This window comes from Streptomyces sp. NPDC050121 (assembly GCF_044460385.1).
Classification (GTDB): domain Bacteria; phylum Actinomycetota; class Actinomycetes; order Streptomycetales; family Streptomycetaceae; genus Streptomyces; species Streptomyces soliscabiei.
Map to the genome: position 1 here is coordinate 73,420 of NZ_JBITJV010000012.1, position 20,799 is coordinate 94,218.

17 protein-coding genes are annotated in these 20,799 nt (G+C 69.5%); 4 read left to right on the forward strand and 13 right to left on the reverse strand.

The features are described 5' to 3' along the window. Positions 1-180 precede the first annotated feature (180 nt). From ACIBTS_RS19880 to ACIBTS_RS19890, 3 genes are all read right to left on the reverse strand, one after another. Complete coding sequence (locus tag ACIBTS_RS19880) at positions 181-1,518, reverse strand: ABC transporter substrate-binding protein (RefSeq protein WP_399320879.1); 1,338 nt, start codon at positions 1,516-1,518, stop codon at positions 181-183. A gap of 88 nt (positions 1,519-1,606) precedes the next feature. Further along, positions 1,607-2,530, reverse strand: a complete 924-nt coding sequence (locus ACIBTS_RS19885) for a carbohydrate ABC transporter permease (protein ID WP_399320880.1) — start codon at positions 2,528-2,530, stop codon at positions 1,607-1,609. A 4-nt stretch (positions 2,531-2,534) separates the two neighbouring features. After that, positions 2,535-3,461: a sugar ABC transporter permease gene (locus ACIBTS_RS19890; RefSeq protein ID WP_319670690.1), complete on the reverse strand. Its 927-nt coding sequence runs from the start codon at positions 3,459-3,461 to the stop codon at positions 2,535-2,537. 291 nt (positions 3,462-3,752) lie between these two features. Here ACIBTS_RS19890 and ACIBTS_RS19895 point away from each other — a divergent pair, with 291 nt between their 5' ends. After that, entirely contained in the window at positions 3,753-4,745 is a 993-nt protein-coding gene (locus ACIBTS_RS19895) for a LacI family DNA-binding transcriptional regulator (RefSeq protein WP_399320883.1), read from the forward strand. Between the two features lie 626 nt (positions 4,746-5,371). After that, positions 5,372-6,223: a hypothetical protein gene (locus tag ACIBTS_RS19900; protein WP_399320884.1), complete on the forward strand. Its 852-nt coding sequence runs from the start codon at positions 5,372-5,374 to the stop codon at positions 6,221-6,223. 11 nt (positions 6,224-6,234) lie between these two features. Here the strand turns inward: ACIBTS_RS19900 and ACIBTS_RS19905 are convergent, their stop codons facing one another. From ACIBTS_RS19905 to ACIBTS_RS19945, 9 genes are read right to left on the reverse strand one after another with little or no spacing between them, the layout of a single operon-like run. Further along, positions 6,235-8,748 carry a glycosyl hydrolase 2 galactose-binding domain-containing protein gene (locus tag ACIBTS_RS19905; protein ID WP_399320886.1) on the reverse strand — a complete coding sequence of 838 codons (2,514 nt, stop codon included), beginning with the start codon at positions 8,746-8,748 and terminating at the stop codon, positions 6,235-6,237. Continuing rightward, on the reverse strand, positions 8,735-9,736 hold the full coding sequence (locus ACIBTS_RS19910) for a DUF1839 family protein (protein ID WP_399320887.1): 1,002 nt from the start codon (positions 9,734-9,736) through the stop codon (positions 8,735-8,737). The genes ACIBTS_RS19905 and ACIBTS_RS19910 overlap by 14 nt, the downstream gene beginning before the upstream one ends. Beyond that, positions 9,733-10,665, reverse strand: coding sequence for a hypothetical protein (locus tag ACIBTS_RS19915; RefSeq protein ID WP_399320888.1), 933 nt, complete (start codon positions 10,663-10,665; stop codon positions 9,733-9,735). Before ACIBTS_RS19915 ends, ACIBTS_RS19910 begins: the two co-directional genes overlap by 4 nt. Beyond that, entirely contained in the window at positions 10,665-11,783 is a 1,119-nt protein-coding gene (locus ACIBTS_RS19920) for an acyl-CoA dehydrogenase family protein (protein ID WP_399320889.1), read from the reverse strand. Before ACIBTS_RS19920 ends, ACIBTS_RS19915 begins: the two co-directional genes overlap by 1 nt. Before the next feature lie 20 nt (positions 11,784-11,803). Then, complete coding sequence (locus tag ACIBTS_RS19925; protein WP_319670697.1) at positions 11,804-12,079, reverse strand: acyl carrier protein; 276 nt, start codon at positions 12,077-12,079, stop codon at positions 11,804-11,806. After that, positions 12,076-13,905 (reverse strand): carbamoyltransferase, encoded by a 1,830-nt coding sequence (locus tag ACIBTS_RS19930; RefSeq protein ID WP_399320891.1) that lies wholly within the window; start codon positions 13,903-13,905, stop codon positions 12,076-12,078. The genes ACIBTS_RS19925 and ACIBTS_RS19930 overlap by 4 nt, the downstream gene beginning before the upstream one ends. After that, the gene (locus ACIBTS_RS19935) at positions 13,902-14,846 is read right to left on the reverse strand and encodes a hypothetical protein (protein ID WP_399320893.1); all 945 of its coding nucleotides are present in this window, start codon (positions 14,844-14,846) and stop codon (positions 13,902-13,904) included. The genes ACIBTS_RS19930 and ACIBTS_RS19935 overlap by 4 nt, the downstream gene beginning before the upstream one ends. Continuing rightward, positions 14,843-15,118: a hypothetical protein gene (locus tag ACIBTS_RS19940; protein WP_399320894.1), complete on the reverse strand. Its 276-nt coding sequence runs from the start codon at positions 15,116-15,118 to the stop codon at positions 14,843-14,845. Before ACIBTS_RS19940 ends, ACIBTS_RS19935 begins: the two co-directional genes overlap by 4 nt. Before the next feature lie 7 nt (positions 15,119-15,125). Beyond that, on the reverse strand, positions 15,126-17,468 hold the full coding sequence (locus ACIBTS_RS19945) for a WD40 repeat domain-containing protein (protein WP_399320895.1): 2,343 nt from the start codon (positions 17,466-17,468) through the stop codon (positions 15,126-15,128). A 229-nt stretch (positions 17,469-17,697) separates the two neighbouring features. Here ACIBTS_RS19945 and ACIBTS_RS19950 point away from each other — a divergent pair, with 229 nt between their 5' ends. Next, positions 17,698-19,743: an AAA family ATPase gene (locus tag ACIBTS_RS19950; protein ID WP_399320896.1), complete on the forward strand. Its 2,046-nt coding sequence runs from the start codon at positions 17,698-17,700 to the stop codon at positions 19,741-19,743. Positions 19,744-19,757: 14 nt separating this feature from the next. Here ACIBTS_RS19950 and ACIBTS_RS19955 read toward each other — a convergent pair whose 3' ends face one another. Next, positions 19,758-20,411: a lysophospholipid acyltransferase family protein gene (locus ACIBTS_RS19955; protein ID WP_399320898.1), complete on the reverse strand. Its 654-nt coding sequence runs from the start codon at positions 20,409-20,411 to the stop codon at positions 19,758-19,760. Between the two features lie 181 nt (positions 20,412-20,592). On the opposite strand from ACIBTS_RS19955, the gene ACIBTS_RS19960 reads away from it, so the two are divergent. After that, positions 20,593-20,769, forward strand: coding sequence for a hypothetical protein (locus tag ACIBTS_RS19960; RefSeq protein WP_099935254.1), 177 nt, complete (start codon positions 20,593-20,595; stop codon positions 20,767-20,769). The last annotated feature ends 30 nt before the right edge of the window (positions 20,770-20,799 follow it).

Here is a 20,799-nt window from a genome sequence, read left to right on the forward strand (position 1 = left end):
AGACGCGGAGCGGGGACACCGCCCCCCCCGCCCAGCATGCGGGACTGTCGGGTGCAGAACATGGCGGCCCTTCCGAAGGGGGGGCCGGGGGGCGGCGCGGCCCGGGTGCCGCGCCGCCCGGCGTTTTACTGCATGCCGACTTACTGCGTGCCGACTTACTGCGTGTCGACTGCTTCCCGACTACTTCTCGATCGTGAAGCCCTGCTCGTCGCCGTACTTGATCGAGGCGTCCTGCCAGGCCTTCAGACCGTCCGCCAGCTTGGTGCCGGAGACGTAGGCCTTGCCGACCGTGTCGTTGAAGATCGAGTTGGCGTACGGCTGGAACGGGAGGTAGGACCAGTCGCTCGCCACGTTCGCGGCGGACTCGGCGAAGATCTTGTTGGCTTCCTGGCCGCCGAAGTAGTCGAACTTCTTGTTCTGGAACGACGGCGACTGCAGCTCCGCCTTGGTGGCGGGGAAGGCGCCCTCGCTGACCCGGGTGGCGACACCGGCGCCGGAGTTCGCGTACTCGGTGAAGGCGTAGGCGAGTTCCTTGTTCTTGCTCAGCGCCGGGACCGTCAGCGAGCTGCCGCCGTTCTCCGCGCTCGCCTTGTCGCCCTTGGTCCAGGCCGGCATGGGGGCCGCGCGCCAGTCACCCTTCGCGTCCGCCACGCCGGTCACGAAGTTGGCGGGCATCCAGGCGCCGGTGGTGAGGGTGGCGAGGGTGCCGTCGCCGAGGCCCTTGTACCAGTCGTCGGTCCAGCCGTTGATGGGCGCGAGCAGCTTCTGGTCGATGAGCTTCTGCCAGGTGTCGGTGTACTTCTTGGCGCCCGCGTCCGCGAAGTCGATCTTCACCTTGGTGCCGTCGACCTTGTACGGACGGGAACCGGCCTGCCACAGCATGCTGGTGGTGAAGCCCGCGTCACCGGCGTCGTTGGCGATGTAGACCTTCGGGTCGGCCTTGTGCAGCTTGGCGGCCGCGTCGACGTACTCGTCCCAGGTGGTCGGGACGGCGATCTTGTACTTGTCGAAGACCGTCTTGTTGTAGAACATCGCCATCGGGCCGGAGTCCATCGGCAGGCCGTAGACCTTGGCACCGTCACTCACGGCGTTCCACGGACCCGCGGTGTACTTGGACGCGAGCTTGTCCGCGCCGTACGGGGCCAGGTCCGCGAGGCCCTTGGTGAGGGAGTACTGGCCCAGGGCGAAGTACTCGACCTGCGCGACGTCGGGCACGCCCTTGCCGGCGGATATCGCGTTGGACAGCGCGGTGTAGTGCTTGTCGCCGGACCGCTCGCCGACCAGGTTGATCTTGACCTTCGGGTACTTCTTCTGGAAGTCGGCGGCCACGGTCTTCAGGGTGGGCTCCCAGGCCCAGACCGTGATGCTGCCGCCCTTGTCCAGGGCCGCCTGGATGTCGCCGGCCGAGACGGCCTTCGTGTCGGAGTCGTCGTCCGAGCTGCCGCAGGCGGTGACGCCCAGGGCGAGGGTGGAGACGAGGGCGATGCCGCGCAGGATGCGGCTCGTTGTTCTGCGCATGGTGCTTCCACTTCTTCGTGGGTGGGACAGGTGAGGGGTGGGGGTGGTGCCGGTGTTGCTCACATGTGGGGCTCGGGGCCGCCGTACGTCACTCCTTGACACTTCCGGCGGCGAGGCCGGACTGCCAGTACTTCTGGAGGAACAGGAAGGCGGCGATCAGCGGAAGAATCGTGAGCAGGGAGCCCGTGATCACCAGGTTGAAGATCACGTCACCGCCGATGGTCTGGGCCTGGGAGCTCCAGGCGCTCAGACCCAGCGTCAGCGGGTACCAGTCCGGGTCCTTCAGCATGATCAGCGGGAGGAAGTAGTTGTTCCAGGTGGCGACCGTGGTGAACAGCAGCACGGTCACGATCCCGGGCGCCAGCAGCGGCAGCGCGACCTGGAAGAAGGTCCGCACCTCGCTCGCCCCGTCCATCCGGGCCGCCTCCAGCAGCTCGGTCGGGATCGCTTCCGCGGCGAACACCCACATCAGATAGAGGCCGAACGGCGACACCAGCGACGGGATGATCACCGCCCACGGGGTGTCGGTGAGCCCCATCTTGCTGAACATCAGGAAGGTCGGCACCGCCAGCGCCGTACCCGGCACGGCCACCGCGCCGATCACCACGGCGAAGATCGCACGCTTGCCGGGGAACTGGAACTTGGCCAGCGCGTACCCGCCCAGCACCGCCAGCAGCGTCGCGCCGCCCGCACCGAGCACCACGTACAGCAGGGTGTTCAGCAGCCAGCGGCCGAAGATGCCGTCGTGGTAGGTGAAGGTGTCCCGGATGTTGTCCCACAGGGCGAAGTCGTGGGCGAACCACAGGCCGCCTGAGTCGGCCAGGCCCGCCTGGGTCTTCGTGGAGTTGATGACCAGCCAGATCAGCGGCACCACGGTGTAGAGGACCATCAGGGCCATCAGCACCGTCAGCAGCCGACTGCGCTTCGGCTTGCTCGGGGTGTGCTTCTTACGGGGGGTCCGCAGCTTGGGCGCGGTGCTCTTCGCGGGGGAGGCGGTGACAGAGGTGCTCATCGGGTCACGCTCCCTTGCGCATGCCGCGCAGCTGGACGGCGTAGGCGACGATCATCGTGATGACGCCCATGATGATGGCGACCGTCGCGGAGTAGTTGTGCTGCTGGCCGTTGAAGGACAGCGAGTACGTGTAGAAGTTCGGCGTGTAGTCCGTGGTGATGGCGTTCAACGCCAGCGGACGCAGGATGCTCGGCTCGTTGAAGAGCTGGAAGCTGCCGATGATCGAGAAGATCGTCGCGATGACGATCGCGCCCCGGATCGCGGGCAGCTTGATCGAGCTGATGATCCGCCACTGACCGGCGCCGTCGATCTCCGCCGCCTCGTACAGCGAGGTCGGGATGACTCGCAGCGCCGAGTAGAAGATCAGCATGTTGTACCCGACGAACTCCCAGGTCACGATGTTGCCGATGGAGGCGAGCACCCAGTCGGGGGAGAGCAGGTTGGGCAGTGTGGTGCCGAACGCGGAGTTGATGTCCCCCACCAGGCCGTACTTGGTGCCGTACATGAAGCCCCACATCAGGGTGGCGACCACGGCGGGCACGGCGTACGGCAGGAAGATCGTGATCCGGAAGAAGCTCTTGCCGTAGAGCCGGCCGCTGTCCAGCGCCAGCGCCACCAGCAGGGCGATGCCCAGCATGATCGGCACCTGGACCGCCAGGAAGAGCGCCACCCGGCCGACGGCCGACCAGAACTGGCCGTCCTGGAGGGCCTGCGTGTAGTTGTCCAGGCCGACGAACTGGTTGCCGCCGATCAGCTTGTCCCGGAAGAGGCTCAGGTAGATCGAGTATCCGATCGGCGCCAGGAAGACCAGCGCGAACACCGCCACGAAGGGGCCGATGAAACCCCACCCCGTCCAGGAGCGGCGGTCCCGTTTCGCCGGAGGAGGTGCCGGCCGCGGCTCGGCGGCCACCGGCGGTTGCAGCGTCGTCATGTCGTTCCTCGCTCGTCCAGTCCTGGAACCGGCGGTGTTGCGCGGAGATTTCCGAGCACCCCACCGCCACCATGATGTTTGCGTAAACATCGGCCACGCAAGAGGCTGGGCAAGCTGTTATGTTTACGTAAACATCTGATGGCGGCATGTCTACACTGCCCCGATAACGATGGTCAAGGGTCCTCTGGGGAGACCGTGACACCTGAGTCGACAGAGAGGTGGGCACACCGAGTGGACATGGCTGAAAGAACACCCGCGAAGGTGCCGAGACGCCCCCGGGCGACGGCCTCCATGGCTGACGTCGCCCGGCTCGCCGGGGTGTCCTCGCAGACCGTCTCGCGGGTCTCCAACGGTTACGCGGGCGTGAACGAGGAGACCCGGCAGCAGGTGCTCGCGGCCATGCAGGAGCTCGGCTACCGGCCCAACAGTGCCGCGCGCGCCCTCAAGCGCGGGGAGTTCCGCACCATCGGCGTCATCACGTTCACGCTGTCCACCACCGGCAACGTGCGCACCCTGGAGGCGATCGCCACTTCGGCGGCCGCCGAAGGGTATGCGGTGACCCTGCTGCCGGTGGCCGTGCCCACCACCGACGAGGTGCGCGGCGCGTTCTCCCGGCTGGAGGAACTGGCCGTCGACGCGGTGATCGTCATCATGGAGGTGCACCTGCTGGACGCGGCGACCGTCAAACTGCCGCCGCACGTCCAGGTCGTGGTCGTGGACTCCGACGCCGGCGACCACTACACCGTCGTCGACACCGACCAGGCCAGCGGCACCCGCACCGCCGTCCAGCACCTCCTCGACCTCGGGCACCGGACCGTCTGGCACCTGGGCGGCCCCGACGGCTCGTTCGCCGCGCAGCGCCGCGCGGACGCCTGGCGGGCCGCCCTCACCGAGGCCGGCCGCACCGCACCGCCCCTCGTCAGGGGCGACTGGTCGGCGGAGTCCGGCTACCGGGCCGGCCTTGACCTCGCCGCCCGCGAGGAGTGCACGGCCGTCTTCGCGGCCAACGACCAGATGGCCCTGGGCCTGCTGCGCGCCCTGCACGAACGTGGCCGCCGGGTGCCGGAGGACGTCAGCGTCATCGGCTTCGACGACATCCCCGAGGCGAGCTCCTTCCTTCCCCCGCTCACCACCCTGCACCAGGACTTCGCCGAGGTGGGCCGTCTCTGCGTGCAGGCCGTGCTGCGCAAGATGCGCCCCGACGGCTCGGAACACGGAACGACGCTCGTGCCGACGCGCCTGGTGCTGCGGGACAGCACGGCACCACCGCCGGCGGCACGGTAGCGGCCGCTCCGGCGGAGTGCGGTCGCCGCTGACGCGTCCGGCGTTCGTCCATGGCACGGGTCGCCGCCCCGCCGGGCCGCGCCCGCCGAGCCGAACGAGCAGCCGGACGGCGAGCCGGACGCCGTCAGCCCGCGCTCCGTCTTCGCGTGGCCGCGGTGACCCGACCCACCGTGCCGGACGCTCCGACCCGGACCCCGGACCGACGTCATGCACGTGCCCGCCAGTCCCTTCGCGGTCGCCATACGGCGATGCGCCGGGGCCCCCGCGCTCCCACCGTGCCGGTCTGCCGCGCCGGACGGCCGAGCCCGGGGCAGAACGGCTCGGGCGGTACGGCGGCCGGTGTCTGCGGCGCCGTGGCCTGCCCTCGTCGCAGAGGTACGTGCCGCCCGGCGTCTCGGCGACGGCGCCGGTAACCGTCACGCGTGTGCCGGGCCGGCGGTGCACCGGGAGGTGTCCGTCGCGGCTCCCCACCCCGCGGCGTCTTCGGAGTGCGCCCGGTCACCGCCGTGCGGGTCGGGATCATGCGGAGCGCGTGGCGAGCAGGGCGGTGGCTTGCGGGCGGAACCAGGTCCCCGGACGGCTGCGATCGGCCACACTGAGGAGACTCTGCGGCAGAGAGGGCAGGCATGGCGGCTTTGACGGGCGTACATGGCATCGGTCTGCACCATCGTGGTCGACATCAGCTCCTGAGCACATGGGAGCCCGCACTGGCCGACGGTTTGGAGCGCGCCCTCGGGCAGCGCGTGGAACGCCCCGAACTGGATCTTGCTTTCTACGGGGACCTCTACCTGCCCGATGGCGGCGACCGTCTCAAGTCCGGGCACGGGTCTCTTCAGCCGGACCTCGAGGACCTGGCCGAGGGAGAGCTCGACGAAGTGAGCGCCTGGTTGTCCGAGGCGATGGATCCGCAGGACGGCCCGGCCGAGAGCGCCGGCGGGGACAAGGGTTACACGCGCGTTCCCCGCCCGCTGCAACAGCTGCTCAGGGCCTTCGACCGGCGCTTCGGGGCGGCGGCGGCCGTGCTGTACATCGGGGTTCTGCGGCAGGTACGCCGGTACCTCACCGACACTGAGCTGAAAGCGGCCGTCGACGCTCGCGTGCGTGAGGCAGTGGCCGACGACTGCCGGGTACTGGTCGGACACTCACTCGGCTCGGTCGTCGCCTACGAGTACCTCCGGCAGAATCCCGGGCACGGAATATCGATCTTGGTGACGGTGGGGTCGCCGCTCGGCCTCCGCATGGTGCGTGACCGCATTGCTGTACACGCTCTCGACGTGCCCGTGTGGGCCGCGGTGCGCGACGTGCGCGATCCGGTGGCCTGCGCCGGACCGTTGCGGGCGTGGTGGCCTCAGATCCGAGGCGATGACGAGCCGGAGGTGAACAACGGCGGTGATGCGCACGCGGCGGAGCGGTACCTCAGCCGTCGGGCGACGGGCGGCCTCGTGCTGCGCGGACTGCCGGGTCTCGTGGGCGGCTGACCCGCACCGGGTCAGGCATCGCGGTACGCGTCCGCCGACGCGGCGGACGTGGGCTGCACGTTGAGTGCGCGTACAACGGCGGCGGGAGGAACCGCGCTGCTGGGTTCCTCGGGGGTCAGACGCAGCGATCGCGTTGTTCCCGGAGCCATATGGAACCAGGAGTCCTCGGCACGGTAGCCGGGCGCGGACACCACGACCCACTGGGCCAGTTCGTCGGCTGTGACAGCTATCTGCCAGTTGCCGGAGACGTAACGCAGCGTGCCGCGCAGTCCCCCTCTGCGGGCAGGCAGCGCTCGTCCGTCCAGTAGGACCACTTGTTCCGCCAGCACGCTGTCGTCGGCAGCGGCGGTGAAAGCCAGGTGCAGCACTTCGCGGGTCCGGGGTCCGAACCGGTAGGCGTGGTTGACATCGGTGAAGACGCCCAGAAACCGGTCGAGGTCGATCTCCGTCGCGCCGCGTGCGGCCACGGTCAGTGCCGCCTGCCGGTCGTCCAGCAGCATTCCCTGAGCGGTCCAACTCCTGACCGTGAGGTTGCCGGCCAACGGGGTGGCAGTGTCGTTCACCACCGTCACGGTCGTTCCGTTCAGGCCCTCGTCGTGCACAAGGATCGCGGTGGGCGCCAGCACACGGCGCACGGCGTACCACGGGGCTTTGGGGCGGCCATATGCGTCGACCAGCCCCCAGCCCGCACCCGGGAGCAAGTCGCGCAGCGCCAGCACGACGGCACCGGAACAGGGGTCGCGGGGGCGCCGCCACTGGCTCAGGACCTCGGTCATGGCGGCGCACACAGCGGCCCGCCCCAGGTCGAGATAGCGCTCGGGATCAGTGCGGCGTACCTGGGCGGGGTCGACGCCCAGCAACGTGCCGACGTAGTGGTCCCGGACGTCTTCGAAGTCCCAGGAAGCCGTCCGGTCCCGGGGAACGGCGGCTTTCCACTCGGGGTGATGGCCGGCCACGTGCGCCCCGCCGAAAGCACGCAGTACGCTCTGTTCCTCGGGCGGGATGCTGAACGCGAGGCACTCGGCGGCGAAGCGTACGCCCGCGACACGGATGTCGGAGAGCGGACGCAGATACGCGCCGACGCCGAAGTAGTGGGCGATGCCGGCCCTGGGATGTGAGGGGAATCCTCCGCCCATGGGGGTCGAGGTGACGTACGGAACGTCCAACGCGCTGGAGCGCAGCACCTTCGGAATGATCTCGGTGACGGCCCGCACCTCCCAGCTGCTGGACGGAAGCCCCAGGAGGACGGGCTGCTGCTCGGTTTCGTTGCCCCCGCTGACGACCGCGGTGCTGGGCCTGCCGCCCAGTCTGTCCGCGAGTTCCGACACCTCGGCCGCGAGTTCTTCCGCGAAGTCGTCGTCGTCCGGGGGGTCCAGGGTGGCCAGCATGCAGTCCTGCCAGACCAGCATGCCGAGCTGGTCGCAGGCGTCGTGGAAGGCGGCTTCCTCGTAGAGTGTGCCGCCCACCAGCCGGATCAGATTGAATCCCGCTTCCCGGGCCTGCCGGACGCACTCCGCGGCCGTCTCAGGTGGGGTCTGCACCGAGAAGGGATCCGGAGGCATCCAGCAGGTACCCGCGACGAAGACCGGCACGCCGTTCACCCGCAGCCCGAACGCGCCGTCGCCGTCCGTCGCCTCGACGGTACGGAAGCCGACTCTGCCCAGAAGGACGCGCACACCGTCGGCCTCGACCTCGACCGGATAGAGGGGTTGGTCACCGTGCGAATGCGGCCACCACCGCCGCACTCCGGGCAGGCGCACGCTCACCGTGTGGTGCGTGGGCGAGGCCGCTTCGCAGTCCACCACGACGTCCTTCACGTGCACACGGCTGCGGGAGGCGGCCGTGGGGGCGGCGAAGAAGATGTCCGCATCGAGGATTCCGGTGCTCCCCTCCAACCGAGTCCTCAGTCTTCGTCCCACCACGACAGGTCGGTCCAGGGGAGCCAGAGTCAGCGGACGCCAGGGCCCCACCACCGCGACCCCACCCGGCCATCCAGGGGCGCGGCCGAGCAACGAGGTACGCAGGTGGCGCCATGCCTGGTGGGTGACGAGCGGGGACTTCCACCGCGGTCGCGGACGGCGGCGGCCCGCCACCACAGGTGTGCTGGCGGCGCATCGGACGACGACCTCGGTGGGCCCGGCCAGGCCTTCGAGCGGCACGCCCACCGACCGGAACATGTTCCGGCTGTGTGCGACGTGCTCACCGGCGACCCACACGTCGGCGATGGTCGCCAAGCCGTGAAGGGCGAGCCACCAGCCGGCCGGCCGCGGGTCGAGATCGACGACGCATCGCCACCACCAGTCCTGGCCGTCGTAGTCCTCCGCCCTGGCTTTCCGTTCGCCGTAGGCGCGACGGACGGCGTCCGCCGCGGTGCCCGGAACCCGGGCAGGGATCCACGCGGCTTTTCGGGGCAGCGAGTCCGGGCCCTCGACCACGCCTGGTGCGGTGCCGAGCAGAGTCCATCGAGCGGTGGCGAGGAGGTCCGGGGCCGCGCCGAACGGGTCCGGGGGCTCAGCCGGTGACATCGGCGCGCTCGTCGGCCGGATGCCGGGACCACACAGCCAGGTGCGCGGTGCCTTCCGCCCATGCTTCGGCCACCGTGTCCAGCACACCGTGCACATCGCGGGTGCCACGTCGCCCTGCGCGCGCCAGCTTGAACTGCGCGCTCTTGGCCGCGGCGGCCGCAGCGGCGAACGCCGCTGCGGCAGGGGACAGCCGACCGGCCCCACGGTCGGCCAGCCAGCCGAGAGCAGAGGCGGCCAGTTCCGCGGTCGCGCCGCACTGCCGAAGGCTGCCGAACGCGTACTGGTGGAAGGCGGCGATTCCCTGCCGGGCAAGCCACTGGGCATCGGCCTCGACCCGCCGAGCGAGCCGGACCACCGGGTTGTCGGGGGGCCGCCGGCCGATGTGCTCCCGTGCGAGCTGCTCGGCGCTCACGGTCAGGTCCGCGTCACGGCGCACCAGACGATCCAACGTCACGACCTCGGCGTAGGGCGGCAGCATCCAGCGGGAGTCGGCGACACCGCTCTGCAGAACGGCGTCGCAGTCGGCACCGGACAGCTCCCAATAGCCCGCTCCGTGAAAGTACGCCAGCCGCCGTCCCGCGATGTCCACGGCGTTGGCAACGATCGTGGACTTCATGTGCGTGCGTCGATAGGCGGTGCCCGCCGTGTCGGGGAGGAAGAACGCGTCGGCCTCCACGGTGACGAGCCGGCCAGCGGCGAGATGCTCCTCGATGTGTTGCCCCAGCGGGCGCCAGACGTTGATCTCCTCCACGTGGAGGCCGTAGAGCCGCCTGAGGTCCTCGACCGGGAATTTCAGAAAACGCCACTGATCGCCGATGAAATCCGCCGACAGGGCACAGACCGCCGCCGGAGTCGGGTCCAGCCCCAGGGAGTGGATGACCTCGATCCAGACGTCGAGACTGCAGTTGGTCTCCGTCCACACACGGTCGGGACTGTGCAGGGAATGCCGTGTGTAGGTCTCGGGGCGCAGGGAGATCACCGGTTTCACAGGAACAGCGCCTTCCGCACGGATACGGGCCACCGCACGGGATCCATGCCGTGCGTGCCCAACAGCGCCAGTGCCAGCCGCTCCAGCCCGAAGCCCACGCACGCGGTGTGGGCGGGGGCGCCACCGCTGCTGATTCCGAACGAGAGCCCGAAGTGGTCGCCGTGGTAGTTGCAGGAGGCCACCGCCCACGAGGTCCGCCGTCCATCCGTTCCGGTGGCGTGGAGCGGGACGGTCAACTCCGTTTTGGCGCCCGCGTCCAGTTGGTTGGCCGCGAGCAGTCGTCCCGCGCGTCCGAAAAAGGGGTCGCTGGCAGCCAGCGGCGAGGCCGCCAGACCCATCTCCCGCAGCAGTTCCACACCGCGCGCCCGCCATGTGTCGAGATGGGTGCGGGCGCCCGCGGCATCACCCAGATACACATACTCACGCTGGCGGAACGTCTGCATACGGAAGGGATCGCAGGACGGTTCCCGCCGGAAACACTGGGCGAGCACGTCGAGGACGCGTCCCCTCTCGGGCAGGTCGCCCCGCTGCAGGGCGTACACCGGCTGGCAGGCGGCGGGTACGAGCACCAGGTCGGAGGGGACCAGGGACGCCGTCCACTCGTCCCGCGCAGCCTCGTCCCCCGCGTCGGCCGACGCAGGACGGCGCCGTCGCTCGGCCTCGCGGAACGTGAACACCGCGCCGCCGAGGTGGGGAAAGGAGACGGGATACCCCGTTCTCGCGAAGTCCGCCGCAGGGTAGACGGGTGGCAGGCGCATGCTGGTCGCCCGCTGATCGGCGCCCCGCTCGGTGATGGCGTGCTGGACGCCTTCCACGATCGCCTCGAACGCGGAGCCGTGGCCGTACACACCGTCGGCGCCCAACGGCAGCAGATGCCCGCTCTTCACCAGGGCCGTGAGAAAGGCCGAGGACGGCATGTCATCCGCCATCACGCCTCCCCGGCGGCCAGCAGGAGCAGGGCGGTGTTGGCGGCTATGCGGTCGTTGTTCACCATCACCAGACCGCCGTACGCATCCCGCAACAGGCGGCCCATCGAGTAGGGCCCGTCGTTCGCGTAGCCGGCCATACCGGTGACGACCAGCGCGCCATGGACGACATCCACCGCCAGCTCGGATGCCGAGACCTTCACATTGTTCGAGGCTGCCGCGGACCGGGGTTCGGCCAGTTCCTCCGCCGGCGTCTCATCGAAACGGCGTGCCTCGCAACGCACCAGAGCGGCCAGGCGCTGGTGCTGTCGCGCTACTTCGACCAGTCGGTACCCACCCGGCGGAAGGGCGCCGGACGAGCGTCGCGCGCTCTCCCGGACGAAACGTCTGGCCTTGCCGAGGGCCTGGGTCGCGAGGCCCAACCATACGCAGGCCCACAGCACATGGGAGACCGGCAACATGGTCCGCGCCAGGATGTCCGCGAACCCGTCCTCCAGGACGTGATCGAAGGGACCCTGACCGCGCAACCTGTACGGCGGTCCGCACGTGCCTCGGAAGCCGAGCGTGTCCCACCCGCCGGTTTGTTGCAGTTCGGGCCGTCGGCACAGCACGAGGACCTGGTCCGTGGGCGAGTTGGACGATCGGGCCGCGGTGACGAGGACGGCGTCGGCGTGGGCGCCGTAGGAGATCACCGGGACGCTCTTGTCCAACCGGAATCCCCCGGCTCGGCGTTCCAGCACGCATCTGCTGGAGGAGGCGTCTCCGCCCGTTCCCGTCTCCGACGTCGCGGACGCGATCAGGAGTTGCCGCTCGGCCGTCTCCTGGAGGAAGAGACGCAGGGCGGCGCTGCGCGCATGCCGAAGCAGGCACGCGACCTGGATCTGATGCATGGCGTAGATCAGCGCGGTGGAGGCGCACTGTTGAGCCAGCGCCTCCACAGCTCCTGCGATCTGCGCCACTCCGGCGCCGTCACCGCCCAGGTCCACAGGCACCATGGCGGACAGCAGACGCGCCTCGCGCAGACCTGCCAGGGCCTCGGAGGGAAGACGTGCGTGACGGTCGACGTCGGCGGCGGCCGGTCCCGCCCACGTCCGCGCCACGAACGCCGCCCGTTCGACCACATCCGCTCGGCACGGCGCCGTCACAGAACGCCTGCCGAGCGCATCTCGTTCACAGCGGCACGCATGGCTCGGATGCTCGCGAACGTACTCTTGCGCAGCAGATGGTCGGCGAACTCGATGTCGCAGGCGTTCTCCAGCGCCAGCATCACGGTGACGCTGGCAAGCGACGTCATCCCCCGCTCGTACAGGTCGTCGGAGTCGGCGAGTTTGTCCACCGGCACTCCGAGACGCGCGTGTTCCTGGAGTACATGACGGATGACCGCGTCGTCGTCCGGCGCGGCTGCGGTCTGCGTCACGACGTGCTCTCCCCTCTTGCGCCGAGGTGCGTCTGCGGCCGTGGAACGTCGTTCCACGGGGTGAAGGAGAGCGCACGTGGCCGCCGCTCCCGCGCTCGGGCCGGTACCGCTCTGTCGGGCTTTCGGATCAACAGGTCGTCCATGACGAGGACGTCCAGTGCGCTGCGGGCGAACGTCTCGAGGGCGTCGCCGCGAGACAGGACCATGGGGCGGCCCGCGAGATTGAAGGAGGTGTTCACCAGACACGGAACCCCGGTCAGTTCATGGAAGGCCCGCAGGATCGCGTGGAACAGTGTTTGCCGCGCGTGGACCACCTGTGGCCGCGTCGTTCCGTCGACGTGAACACCGGCCGGCACACCGGCCCGCATGGATTCGCGCACCGGCACCGCGACCAGCATGTAGGCGGAGGGCGCGGGAGCCTCTCCCTCGAAGTATTGTCCCCAGTGCTCCGCGGGGACCGCGAGCGCCAACGGGCGCCAGCCCTCACGCCCCTTGAGTTCGTTCACCCGGGTCAGGGCTTCTCTGCGACGCGGATCGCACAGGATGCTGCGTGCGCCCAGGGCCCGTTGTCCGATTTCCGCACGGCCCTGCCACAAGGCGACCACCAGCCCGTCCGCGAGGTGCTGCGCCGTCTTCCGCGCCAGGAGTTCCTGCGCGCACTGCTCCACATGCCACTTCGACAGTCCGGTCCGCTCCTCGTCGCGCAGCGCGGCGGACCGCGGCGCCCGGAAGGCGTGGCGCATCCTTTCGGGCGGCCGCCACCGGGGGCCCCGCAGTTCCCGGTCCGCGAGGAGGGCGGCGCCCAGGCTGACGCCGGCGTCGTTGGGCACCGGGGGTATCCACAGGTCCGCGAACAGCCCGGACCTGCTGAGCCGGCCGTTGGCGGCGCAGTTCAACGCGACTCCACCGGCCAGCGCCAGCGTGTCGGCCCCGGTGATGCGTCGTGCGGCGCGAGCCAGGGCGAGGAGGGCCTCCTCCAGTCCGTCCTGGACGGATGCCGCGAAGTCGGAGTACGCCATGACGTCGGCGACCTGGGCTTCACGGAAGGGGAAGTTGGCCTTCCGGAAATGCGCCCGCAGGCGGCTCCTGCTCAGCGCGTAGTGCATCCGCACCGGTGCTTCAGCGGGCGGTGCGGCGCTGATGGCGTAGTCGTCGGCCTCGACGACCAGGGGTACGGACTGCCGGGGGCGGCCGTAGGCAGCCAGTCCCATGAGTTTGCCGGCCCCCCAGACCGTGAGACCGGCCCACTCCGCCGCCCAGCCGTAGAAATGGCCGAGTGAGTCCCGCGTACCCCAGGACTTGACCACGTCGATGCCTTCAGGAGTGCCCACCGCCAGCGTCGTTGCGGCCGACTCCCCACGGCCGTCCGCCACGATGACGGCGGCCGACGGCACCCCACTGGTGTAGAAGGCGCTGGCCGCGTGGGCGAGATGGTGGTCGTAGCAGCGGATGGGCACGGACCGGGACCGGTCGGCGCTCGCCGGACCCAACAGCCAGGATCTGAAGCGATCTTCGTCGAAGTCCGCGCCCTCGGTCGCGGAGAGCCTGGGCAGGTCCCAGCCCACGGCGATCACGTCGAGTGAGTCCGCCCGGAGGCCCGCGTCCGCCAGACAGGAGTGCACGGCCTCGCGGGGGGACTCACCCGGCGCATAGCGGTTCCGGCTCAGCCTCTCCTGTTCGACCATCGAGACGACAACCCCGTCCCGGAGCAGTGCCGCCGACCCGTCGTGGGGCCCGGCGTTCACCCCGAGGACATGGACGGGGCGCTGCGTGAAGCCCGCGAAGCCGGCCGACGCGGCCTCCGTCCCAGGGCGTTCCGTGCTCATCCGAGGACCGTCTCCGCGGCGGACGACTCCTTCTCGGCGAGATGCTGCAGCATCCGGATCAGCCTCCCGCGATGACTGGACCGCGCCGAGCCTTCGTGCTCGGCGAGCATGTGCAGCATGTACCAGGCGTCGGTCAGGTCCGTGAAGCACCCGGCCATCGAGCCGGCCGCACGGACGCCGTGAGCATGCAGGTACTCGAAGAATCGACTTGCCTGGTAACGCTCCCCGGCCACCCGGCACACATCGATGGGCGCGTCGCTCTCCCGCGCCCACGCCGTGTACGCCCGCAGCGCCTGTTGCGAACGTTCGTGGGTGCTTCGCAGCTGGGCGCGGACCAGGGTCAGCAATTGGGCGGGCGAGCCGCTTCGATCGGGGTCGCGCAGGAGGGCGTAGAGCTTGTACGGTTCGGCCCGCCCTTCGCAGGGGGCGGACCGCATCCGTTCGTAGCTCGGCGCGGGGAGGGCCATCACGTGCCTGCCCAGGTTCAGGTCGACGATGCGGACCCACTCGGGCCCCCGCTCGACCACCAGCACGGCGTGGACGACATGCCTGGAGCCGCTCTCGCCACCGGACGCGGGCGCAGGCAGGTGAAACGCGTCGACCTCCGTGAGGAACGGCACGCCCCTGGCCGACAGGTCGAGCTCTCTCGCCCTGGCAGCCTCAGCGGTGGCGAACGTCTGGATGGACACGACGATGCCGGTCGCCTCGGCCAGGACGTCGTTCCACGTCATGGAGCCGAAGAGCACCGCCCCTCCACGCCACCGCACTCCCCAGGCGAGACCGAGTCTCTCCCAGTACCCCGGGTGCCCCCGCAGGGCAAGCACGTTGGCGATCAACTGCCAGTGGCAGGTGGCGATCGGAGTGGTGTCGGTGTACGCCAGGTCGAGCGCGCCCTCGGCCTCGATCGTCGCGCCGAGCCGGTGTTCCTGACGACCGTTCACGACTCACCACGCTCCAGGAGATCCCAGACCTCTTCCCGCAGTCGTGTGACGGACAGGGAACGGGTGGCATTCGCCATTGTCGTGGCCGGCCACAGAAAGTTGAATTCCTCCTCCATATCCATCATCAATGCCAGGGTCCGAAATGAGTCCAGGCCTGCGTCGGCGAGGGTCGTTCCGTCCTCGGGAACATCCTGTGCGGCCAATGCGGCCGTCAGCAGGCGATGGAAAACGCGTTCGAACTGCGCCCGGGAGAGTGATCCGCCATTTTTCATCTGCGGCTCAATGGGTCATCTCGTCGAACAATTGGTCCTGCAGGCTCACGGCCAGCACATGGCGACCGGTACCGATGGCCATCTGTCCCTCCTTCAAGTCCACGGAATAGCCCGGAGAGGTTTGGGGAATCGCAAGTGACCGCTGGGTGGCGACATCCCACAACCGCACTGAGAGATCGTCACTGGCCGACGCAATGATCAGACGGTCCTGGAAGGTGTCCGCCGTAATGCCCCAGACGCCGTCGCTGTGTCGGCTCAGCGTCGCCAGTTGGCTGCCCGTGGTGTAGTTCCACACCCGGACCTCGCCGCTGGCGCTCGAGGCAGCCAGGACGGGCTGTCCGCGCAGCTCTCCGAACGCCACGTAGCGCACGCCGCGCGCGTGGCCGTAGAGGCGACGCAGATGCTGGCCGGTGTGTGCGTCCCAGATCCAGACGCTTCGGTCGGTGCTCGCGGCTGCGATGACCGTCCGGTCTCCGCGGGTGTCGCAGGCGACCCCCCAGATCCGCTCCTTGGACCCCTCCAGCACCAGCAGTGCCTCGCTGCTTGCCACGTCGTACACCCGGACGGTTCGGTCACGGCTGCCGGAGACCGCGATGGGCCGGCCGTCGACGACTCCTGCGGCCACGCCCCAGACGCTTCGCGTATGCCCGTGCAGCGCCCGGAAAGGTGTTCCGTCGCGCGCGTCCCACAACCGGACGAGACCGTCGTGGCCTCCGGATGCCACGAGCAGACGGTCACCGAACGGGAGGGCGGCCAGGGACAGTACGCCCCCTTCGTGCCCGTGCCACCGCATGAGCAGCTCTCCCGTGCCGGCGTCCCGCACATGGATGGAACCGTCGAGTGACCCGGAGATCAGCGTGCGGCGTCCGTCCACGTCGGCGAAGGCGACACCACGTACCGGTCCGGCGTGGGTGTCCTTCGCCAGGACGGTCGATTCGCTGTCTCCCCACAGCCAGACGCTGCTGACCGCGTCGTCCGTGGGGGACTCGGGCGCCAGGCTCTCCCGGGTCGCAGGGTCCCAGACCCGGATGGAGCGATCAGCGCTCGCGGACACCAGGACACCGCGGTCGTTGAGATTGGCGAAGGTGAGGGCACGGATTCCGCCGAGGTGCCCGGCGAGGACGGCCAGACGCTCGCCGGTGCGGCAGCTCCACAACCGAATCGTCATGTCGGCACTGCCCGAGGCGATGACGGGTTCCCCGTCGACCCTGCCGAACGCCACGCACGTGGCGACGGCCTGGTGTTCGGTGAAGCGGTGGAGCTTCGCCCCGGTCACCGCGTCCCATACCCAGACGGATTCGTCGGAGTTCGCCGTGGCGAGGATCGACCTGTCGTCGACGGTGCCGACGGCCACACCGAGGATGCTGCCCGTCGGGCCGGTGAGACTGAGCAGGTTCTCCTGGCTGACGCGATGCCACACGCACACCGTGCGGTCCATGCCGCCGGAGATCAGCGTCGGGACATCGCCGATGTCCGCCGCCGTGATACTCGCGACCGCGTCACGGTGGGCCCGCAGCTCCCTGATCAGGGAGCCCGTCGTGACGTCCCACGTCCGCAGGAAGCCGTCCTCGCTGCCGCAGGTCACGAGGGGACTGTCCCCGTCCGTGTCGAACGTCAGACAGGTCGGTGCGGAGGGCGCGGCGATGCGCCGGACCAGATTGCCCGAAGTCATGTCCCAGAGGCGGATCGTGGCGTCCGCGCCACAGGACACGATGTGGTGGATCCCCGCGAAGCGGCCGATCCGAAGACCTCGGATCGCACCGTGGTGGGCCTTGAACGCGAGTGAGACCCCACCGGTCGTGCCGTCCCAGACCTGAATGTGATGGTCGAGGGTGGCAGTCGCGATCAGCGGGCGGCCCTCGACCGGTGCGACGGCCAGCGCGGACAGGTCCTGTGAGCCGATACGCGGCCGGGCGGGATGGGCGGCTGGACGGCCCTGGGCGAACCGCAGGAGCCATGGCTGCAGCGCCTGGCTCAGGACGTCGGCGTGCCACTGCACCGTCGGCTCTTCACAGGCGCACTCGAGGGCCAGGTTCGCGATCCGCTGGGCGAATGTGCCGCCGACGCGGGACACGCCGAGCCGCATGTACGACCTGGCGATCCCGGCACTGACGGGGTCACCGTGTGCGGCAATGGGAAACAATTGCGGAATGAGGCGCTCCGGCTCGGCGGCGCCGAGAAAACCTATGTCCCGCATCAAATCACCGAGAAGCTCACCGAACGACGCATGCGTCGGCAAGTGCTGACGGATGTAGCTGTTGACCGTGAGCCAGCCGAGACTTCCCTGTCTTACATAGACGGCGAGTAACTCCGCGATGCGGCGCTGAACATCCCGCTCGGAGTCCACCATCCGCCGCCTCTCCACCTTAGGCGCACCCGTCGAATGAATCGGCAGCTACGCAGCAGCGACTGTTGCTCCGCCCGAGAGAGCATCGTACGATTCCCCGGCGTTGCCCATCAAGACGTGGTGCCACCCAGGCTTCCGAGTGGCTGATGCCGGATGTTCGAGGCACGGTTGATCGAATATGGAGGGGGCGTCGTATGGACCCTCTCGTTGACTGGAGGTATGGCGCCCGCTCATGACGGATATTGATCAAGAGGTCCTGCGGCGGCACTTTATCGCGATCACCACCGCCACCTACGGCGATCCGGTGTGGCCCGCGCTGCCCGGTGTGCGGGACGAAGTCGCCACCCTGAAGAAGTGGCTGTGTTCGGGCGCCCTGGCCGAACGTCGATTCCAGGAGCGCTGGCCCGAGTTGGCAGGCGACCCGCCCGAGGCCGAGGTGCGCGGCCGGTTGACGTCACTTGTCCGAGAACGCGCGTGGACCGACGCCGATGCCGCCGTCGTCTTCGTCTCCGGCCACGGCGTCCAGGCCAACGGCACGCACTATCTGGTCTTCAGCGACAGCGACAGCGACATGGTGTCGTCGACGGCGCTGCGTACCTCCGATCTGATTGCCTGGCTCGCCGACACTCCCGTCCAGCACCTGCTCCTCATCCTCGACGCGTGCTTCGCGGGCGAGGTCGCCGGTGACGCGCTCAGACTGAGCAATGGGTTGGGTCGGCAGTGGCTGGTGCTTCCCAGTGCCACACGCGAACAGCGGGCCGTGGAAGGCGCCCTGACCACCGCCATCGCCCGGTTCCTGAAAGAGCTGCGCGAACCGGAGGGCCGGCGCTACGGCGAGGGCCCTTACATCGACGTGGCCGACTTCCTCCAGGACGTGCAGAAGTTGCTGGGTGACGAGCAGTCACTCCATCCCCTGTACGGCAGCCGCCTTGCCGGGCCGCATGTGTGTCTGCCCAACCCTCACCACAAACGCGAATTCGTTCTCGAACTGGACGCCCACCACCAGGAACTGGCTCTGCCGCGGGAGGATTTGGAAGCCCACTGGTCGCCCCGCTCGCGGGGAGTGGCCACCGCAAAGGAGCCGGGATGGCTGTTCACGGGGCGCCGTGCGCTGATGCGCAAGCTCATAGCGGCGGCATCCGGCGAGCCCGGCGCGATGATCGTGACCGGCGGCGCGGGCAGCGGCAAGTCCGCCGCGCTGTCACGGCTCGTCACATTGAGCGACAAGCACTTCCTGGAGCGCTACACCCAGGAGGTCGAGCTCATCCCGGCGACTCTGCGGCCGCAGGTGGACGCCGTGGACGTGGCCGTCCTGGCCACCGGAAAGCTGCACAGTCGAGTTCTCTCACAGATCTGCAAGGCGCTTGAGGTGCCTGTCCACAGCGCGACCGAGCCCACTGTCGATGAGCTGCTCACCGCCTGGCACGGGTGGCTCAAGTCCCACGGCAGGCCCGTGACCATCGTCATCGACGCGCTCGACGAGGCGGCGGATCCGCAAACCCTGGTCCGGGAGGTCCTTGCCTACCTGGAGCCCGATCCGGCCGCGCCGCGGCTACGGCTGTTGGTGGGCGTTCGCTCGTTGGCCGCCACGGACGGCACGCGAACTGCCGGCACGGTGCAGCCCGAGGCGCAGGTGCTGGCAGATCTCACGGAGAAGCTGCTGGCCGCGAAGCGCGTATCCGTGGACGAGGAGCCCTGGTGGGATCAGCGTGACGTGGTTTCCTACGTACACGGGATCCTTCTGCGAACCCCCGGTTCCCCCTACGCCGAGGCCGAGGCGGAGATCGCGTCCTCCGTGGCTCACGCGGTGGGGGAACGGGCCGGACGATCGTTTCTCGTGGCGCGGATCACCGCCAAGTCATTGGCCGATCGCGGCAAGGTCGTTCTCGCCGACGACGAGACCTGGCTCAGGGCACTCAACGACGGGCTGGTCGGAGTCTTCCGGAACGACCTGCGCGACAGTCTGGGAAATCCGGCCGAGCGCCGCCGCGCCCTCGTCCTGATGCGCGCGGTCGCCTTCGCCCTGGGATCAGGCATTCCCTGGCGGGGGATCTGGCCCTTGATGGCGCACGCGGTGGACGACGACGGTGACCACTACGGTGACAGCGACATCGCCTGGCTGCTGGGCACCCGCCTGAGCGCCTACCTGGTCACCGACCGCAGTGACGGCACGACGGTGTACCGGCTCTTCCACGACCTCCTGCGCACCACGCTCAAGCACCGCTGGCAGGATCTCCTCACCGACCGCCTCCCCGCCGGCAGGGCCGTCGACGTGTAGCGCGGGTGATCCGGCTACTTCGGATGTTCGCCCACGGCGCGGGCCGCCGTTCGCCAGGCCGTCGTGACCGCGAGCCGGGCGGCCGTCGTCCCGCTCTCCGTCTCCGCGGGCAGGCGCATCGGGGCGCCGAGGTGGACGTGGCAGTGCGGGCGCCGGACCGGGGCCGTCAGTGTGCCCGCCAGTTGCTTGGCCGCCGAGCCCGACGCGATCCGCCGGGCGCCCGCGTGACCCACCGGCACGACCAGCGCGCCGGTCGCCTGCGCCAGGCGGGCGAGGCCGGTGCGGAACGGCTCGGGCGCGGTGGCGGCCGCGTCCCTGCGGCGCGGCAGCCCGCCCTCGCCGTAGAGGAGCACGTGTCGGCCGCCGGCCAGGGCCTCGGCGGCGGCGTGGAGGGCCAGCGCCGCGTGCGCCGTCCGGCGGTGGACCGGTATGTGCCCTTCGCGGGACAGCGCCCTGCCGAGCAACGGGATGCGCCACAGGCCCGCGGTCGCCATCACCACCGGCTCCAGCTCGTACCGCCGCAGGGCGGTCATGACGACGGCCGGGTCGGCCATGGAGTCGTGGTTGGCCACGAAGATGGTCCCCGCGGGCAGCCGCAGCTTGATCTCGCTGGTGACGGTGAGCCGCCCGAAGAACGGCGTCAGGGCGGTGACAGCACGGCTGAACACGGGAGCCTCCGGTATGGGCGGTCGGGGCCCCAGTCTCGTGCGAGGGGGACAGCCCACGCCTGAGTACGGCTACTCAGATCCCGGCCGGCGCACGACCGGTTCCGCGGTGTTCGGCGCCTGGTCGGGGGCATCCGCAGAACAAGAGACACCGAACGGCCCGACACCCGAAGGGACGGACCCCATGCTCGCCATCATCTCGGCGGTGCTGTTCTTCTTCGCCTTCCTGATCAACGCGGCGGAGATCTCGACCAACGACACCTTCACCTCCACCAATGTCATGCTCCTCGGCCTGACGGCGCTCGCCCTCCACCTGGCGGGAGTCGGCAGCGGCTGGTCGGTGCGCGGCCGCCGACGCTGAGCACACCTGCGGAAAACCGCCCCGTACTCT

Excerpts from the sequence above, each read along its gene's own strand:
- ACIBTS_RS19880 (WP_399320879.1), bottom strand. The coding sequence starts at position 1,518 with ATGCGCAGAACAACGAGCCGCATCCTGCGCGGCATCGCCCTCGTCTCC.
- ACIBTS_RS19885 (WP_399320880.1), bottom strand. The coding sequence starts at position 2,530 with ATGAGCACCTCTGTCACCGCCTCCCCCGCGAAGAGCACCGCGCCCAAG.
- ACIBTS_RS19890 (WP_319670690.1), bottom strand. The coding sequence starts at position 3,461 with ATGACGACGCTGCAACCGCCGGTGGCCGCCGAGCCGCGGCCGGCACCT.
- ACIBTS_RS19895 (WP_399320883.1), top strand. The coding sequence starts at position 3,753 with ATGGCTGACGTCGCCCGGCTCGCCGGGGTGTCCTCGCAGACCGTCTCG.
- ACIBTS_RS19900 (WP_399320884.1), top strand. The coding sequence starts at position 5,372 with ATGGCGGCTTTGACGGGCGTACATGGCATCGGTCTGCACCATCGTGGT.
- ACIBTS_RS19905 (WP_399320886.1), bottom strand. The coding sequence starts at position 8,748 with ATGTCACCGGCTGAGCCCCCGGACCCGTTCGGCGCGGCCCCGGACCTC.
- ACIBTS_RS19915 (WP_399320888.1), bottom strand. The coding sequence starts at position 10,665 with ATGGCGGATGACATGCCGTCCTCGGCCTTTCTCACGGCCCTGGTGAAG.
- ACIBTS_RS19930 (WP_399320891.1), bottom strand. The coding sequence starts at position 13,905 with ATGAGCACGGAACGCCCTGGGACGGAGGCCGCGTCGGCCGGCTTCGCG.
- ACIBTS_RS19940 (WP_399320894.1), bottom strand. The coding sequence starts at position 15,118 with ATGAAAAATGGCGGATCACTCTCCCGGGCGCAGTTCGAACGCGTTTTC.
- ACIBTS_RS19945 (WP_399320895.1), bottom strand. The coding sequence starts at position 17,468 with ATGGTGGACTCCGAGCGGGATGTTCAGCGCCGCATCGCGGAGTTACTC.
- ACIBTS_RS19950 (WP_399320896.1), top strand. The coding sequence starts at position 17,698 with ATGACGGATATTGATCAAGAGGTCCTGCGGCGGCACTTTATCGCGATC.
- ACIBTS_RS19960 (WP_099935254.1), top strand. The coding sequence starts at position 20,593 with ATGCTCGCCATCATCTCGGCGGTGCTGTTCTTCTTCGCCTTCCTGATC.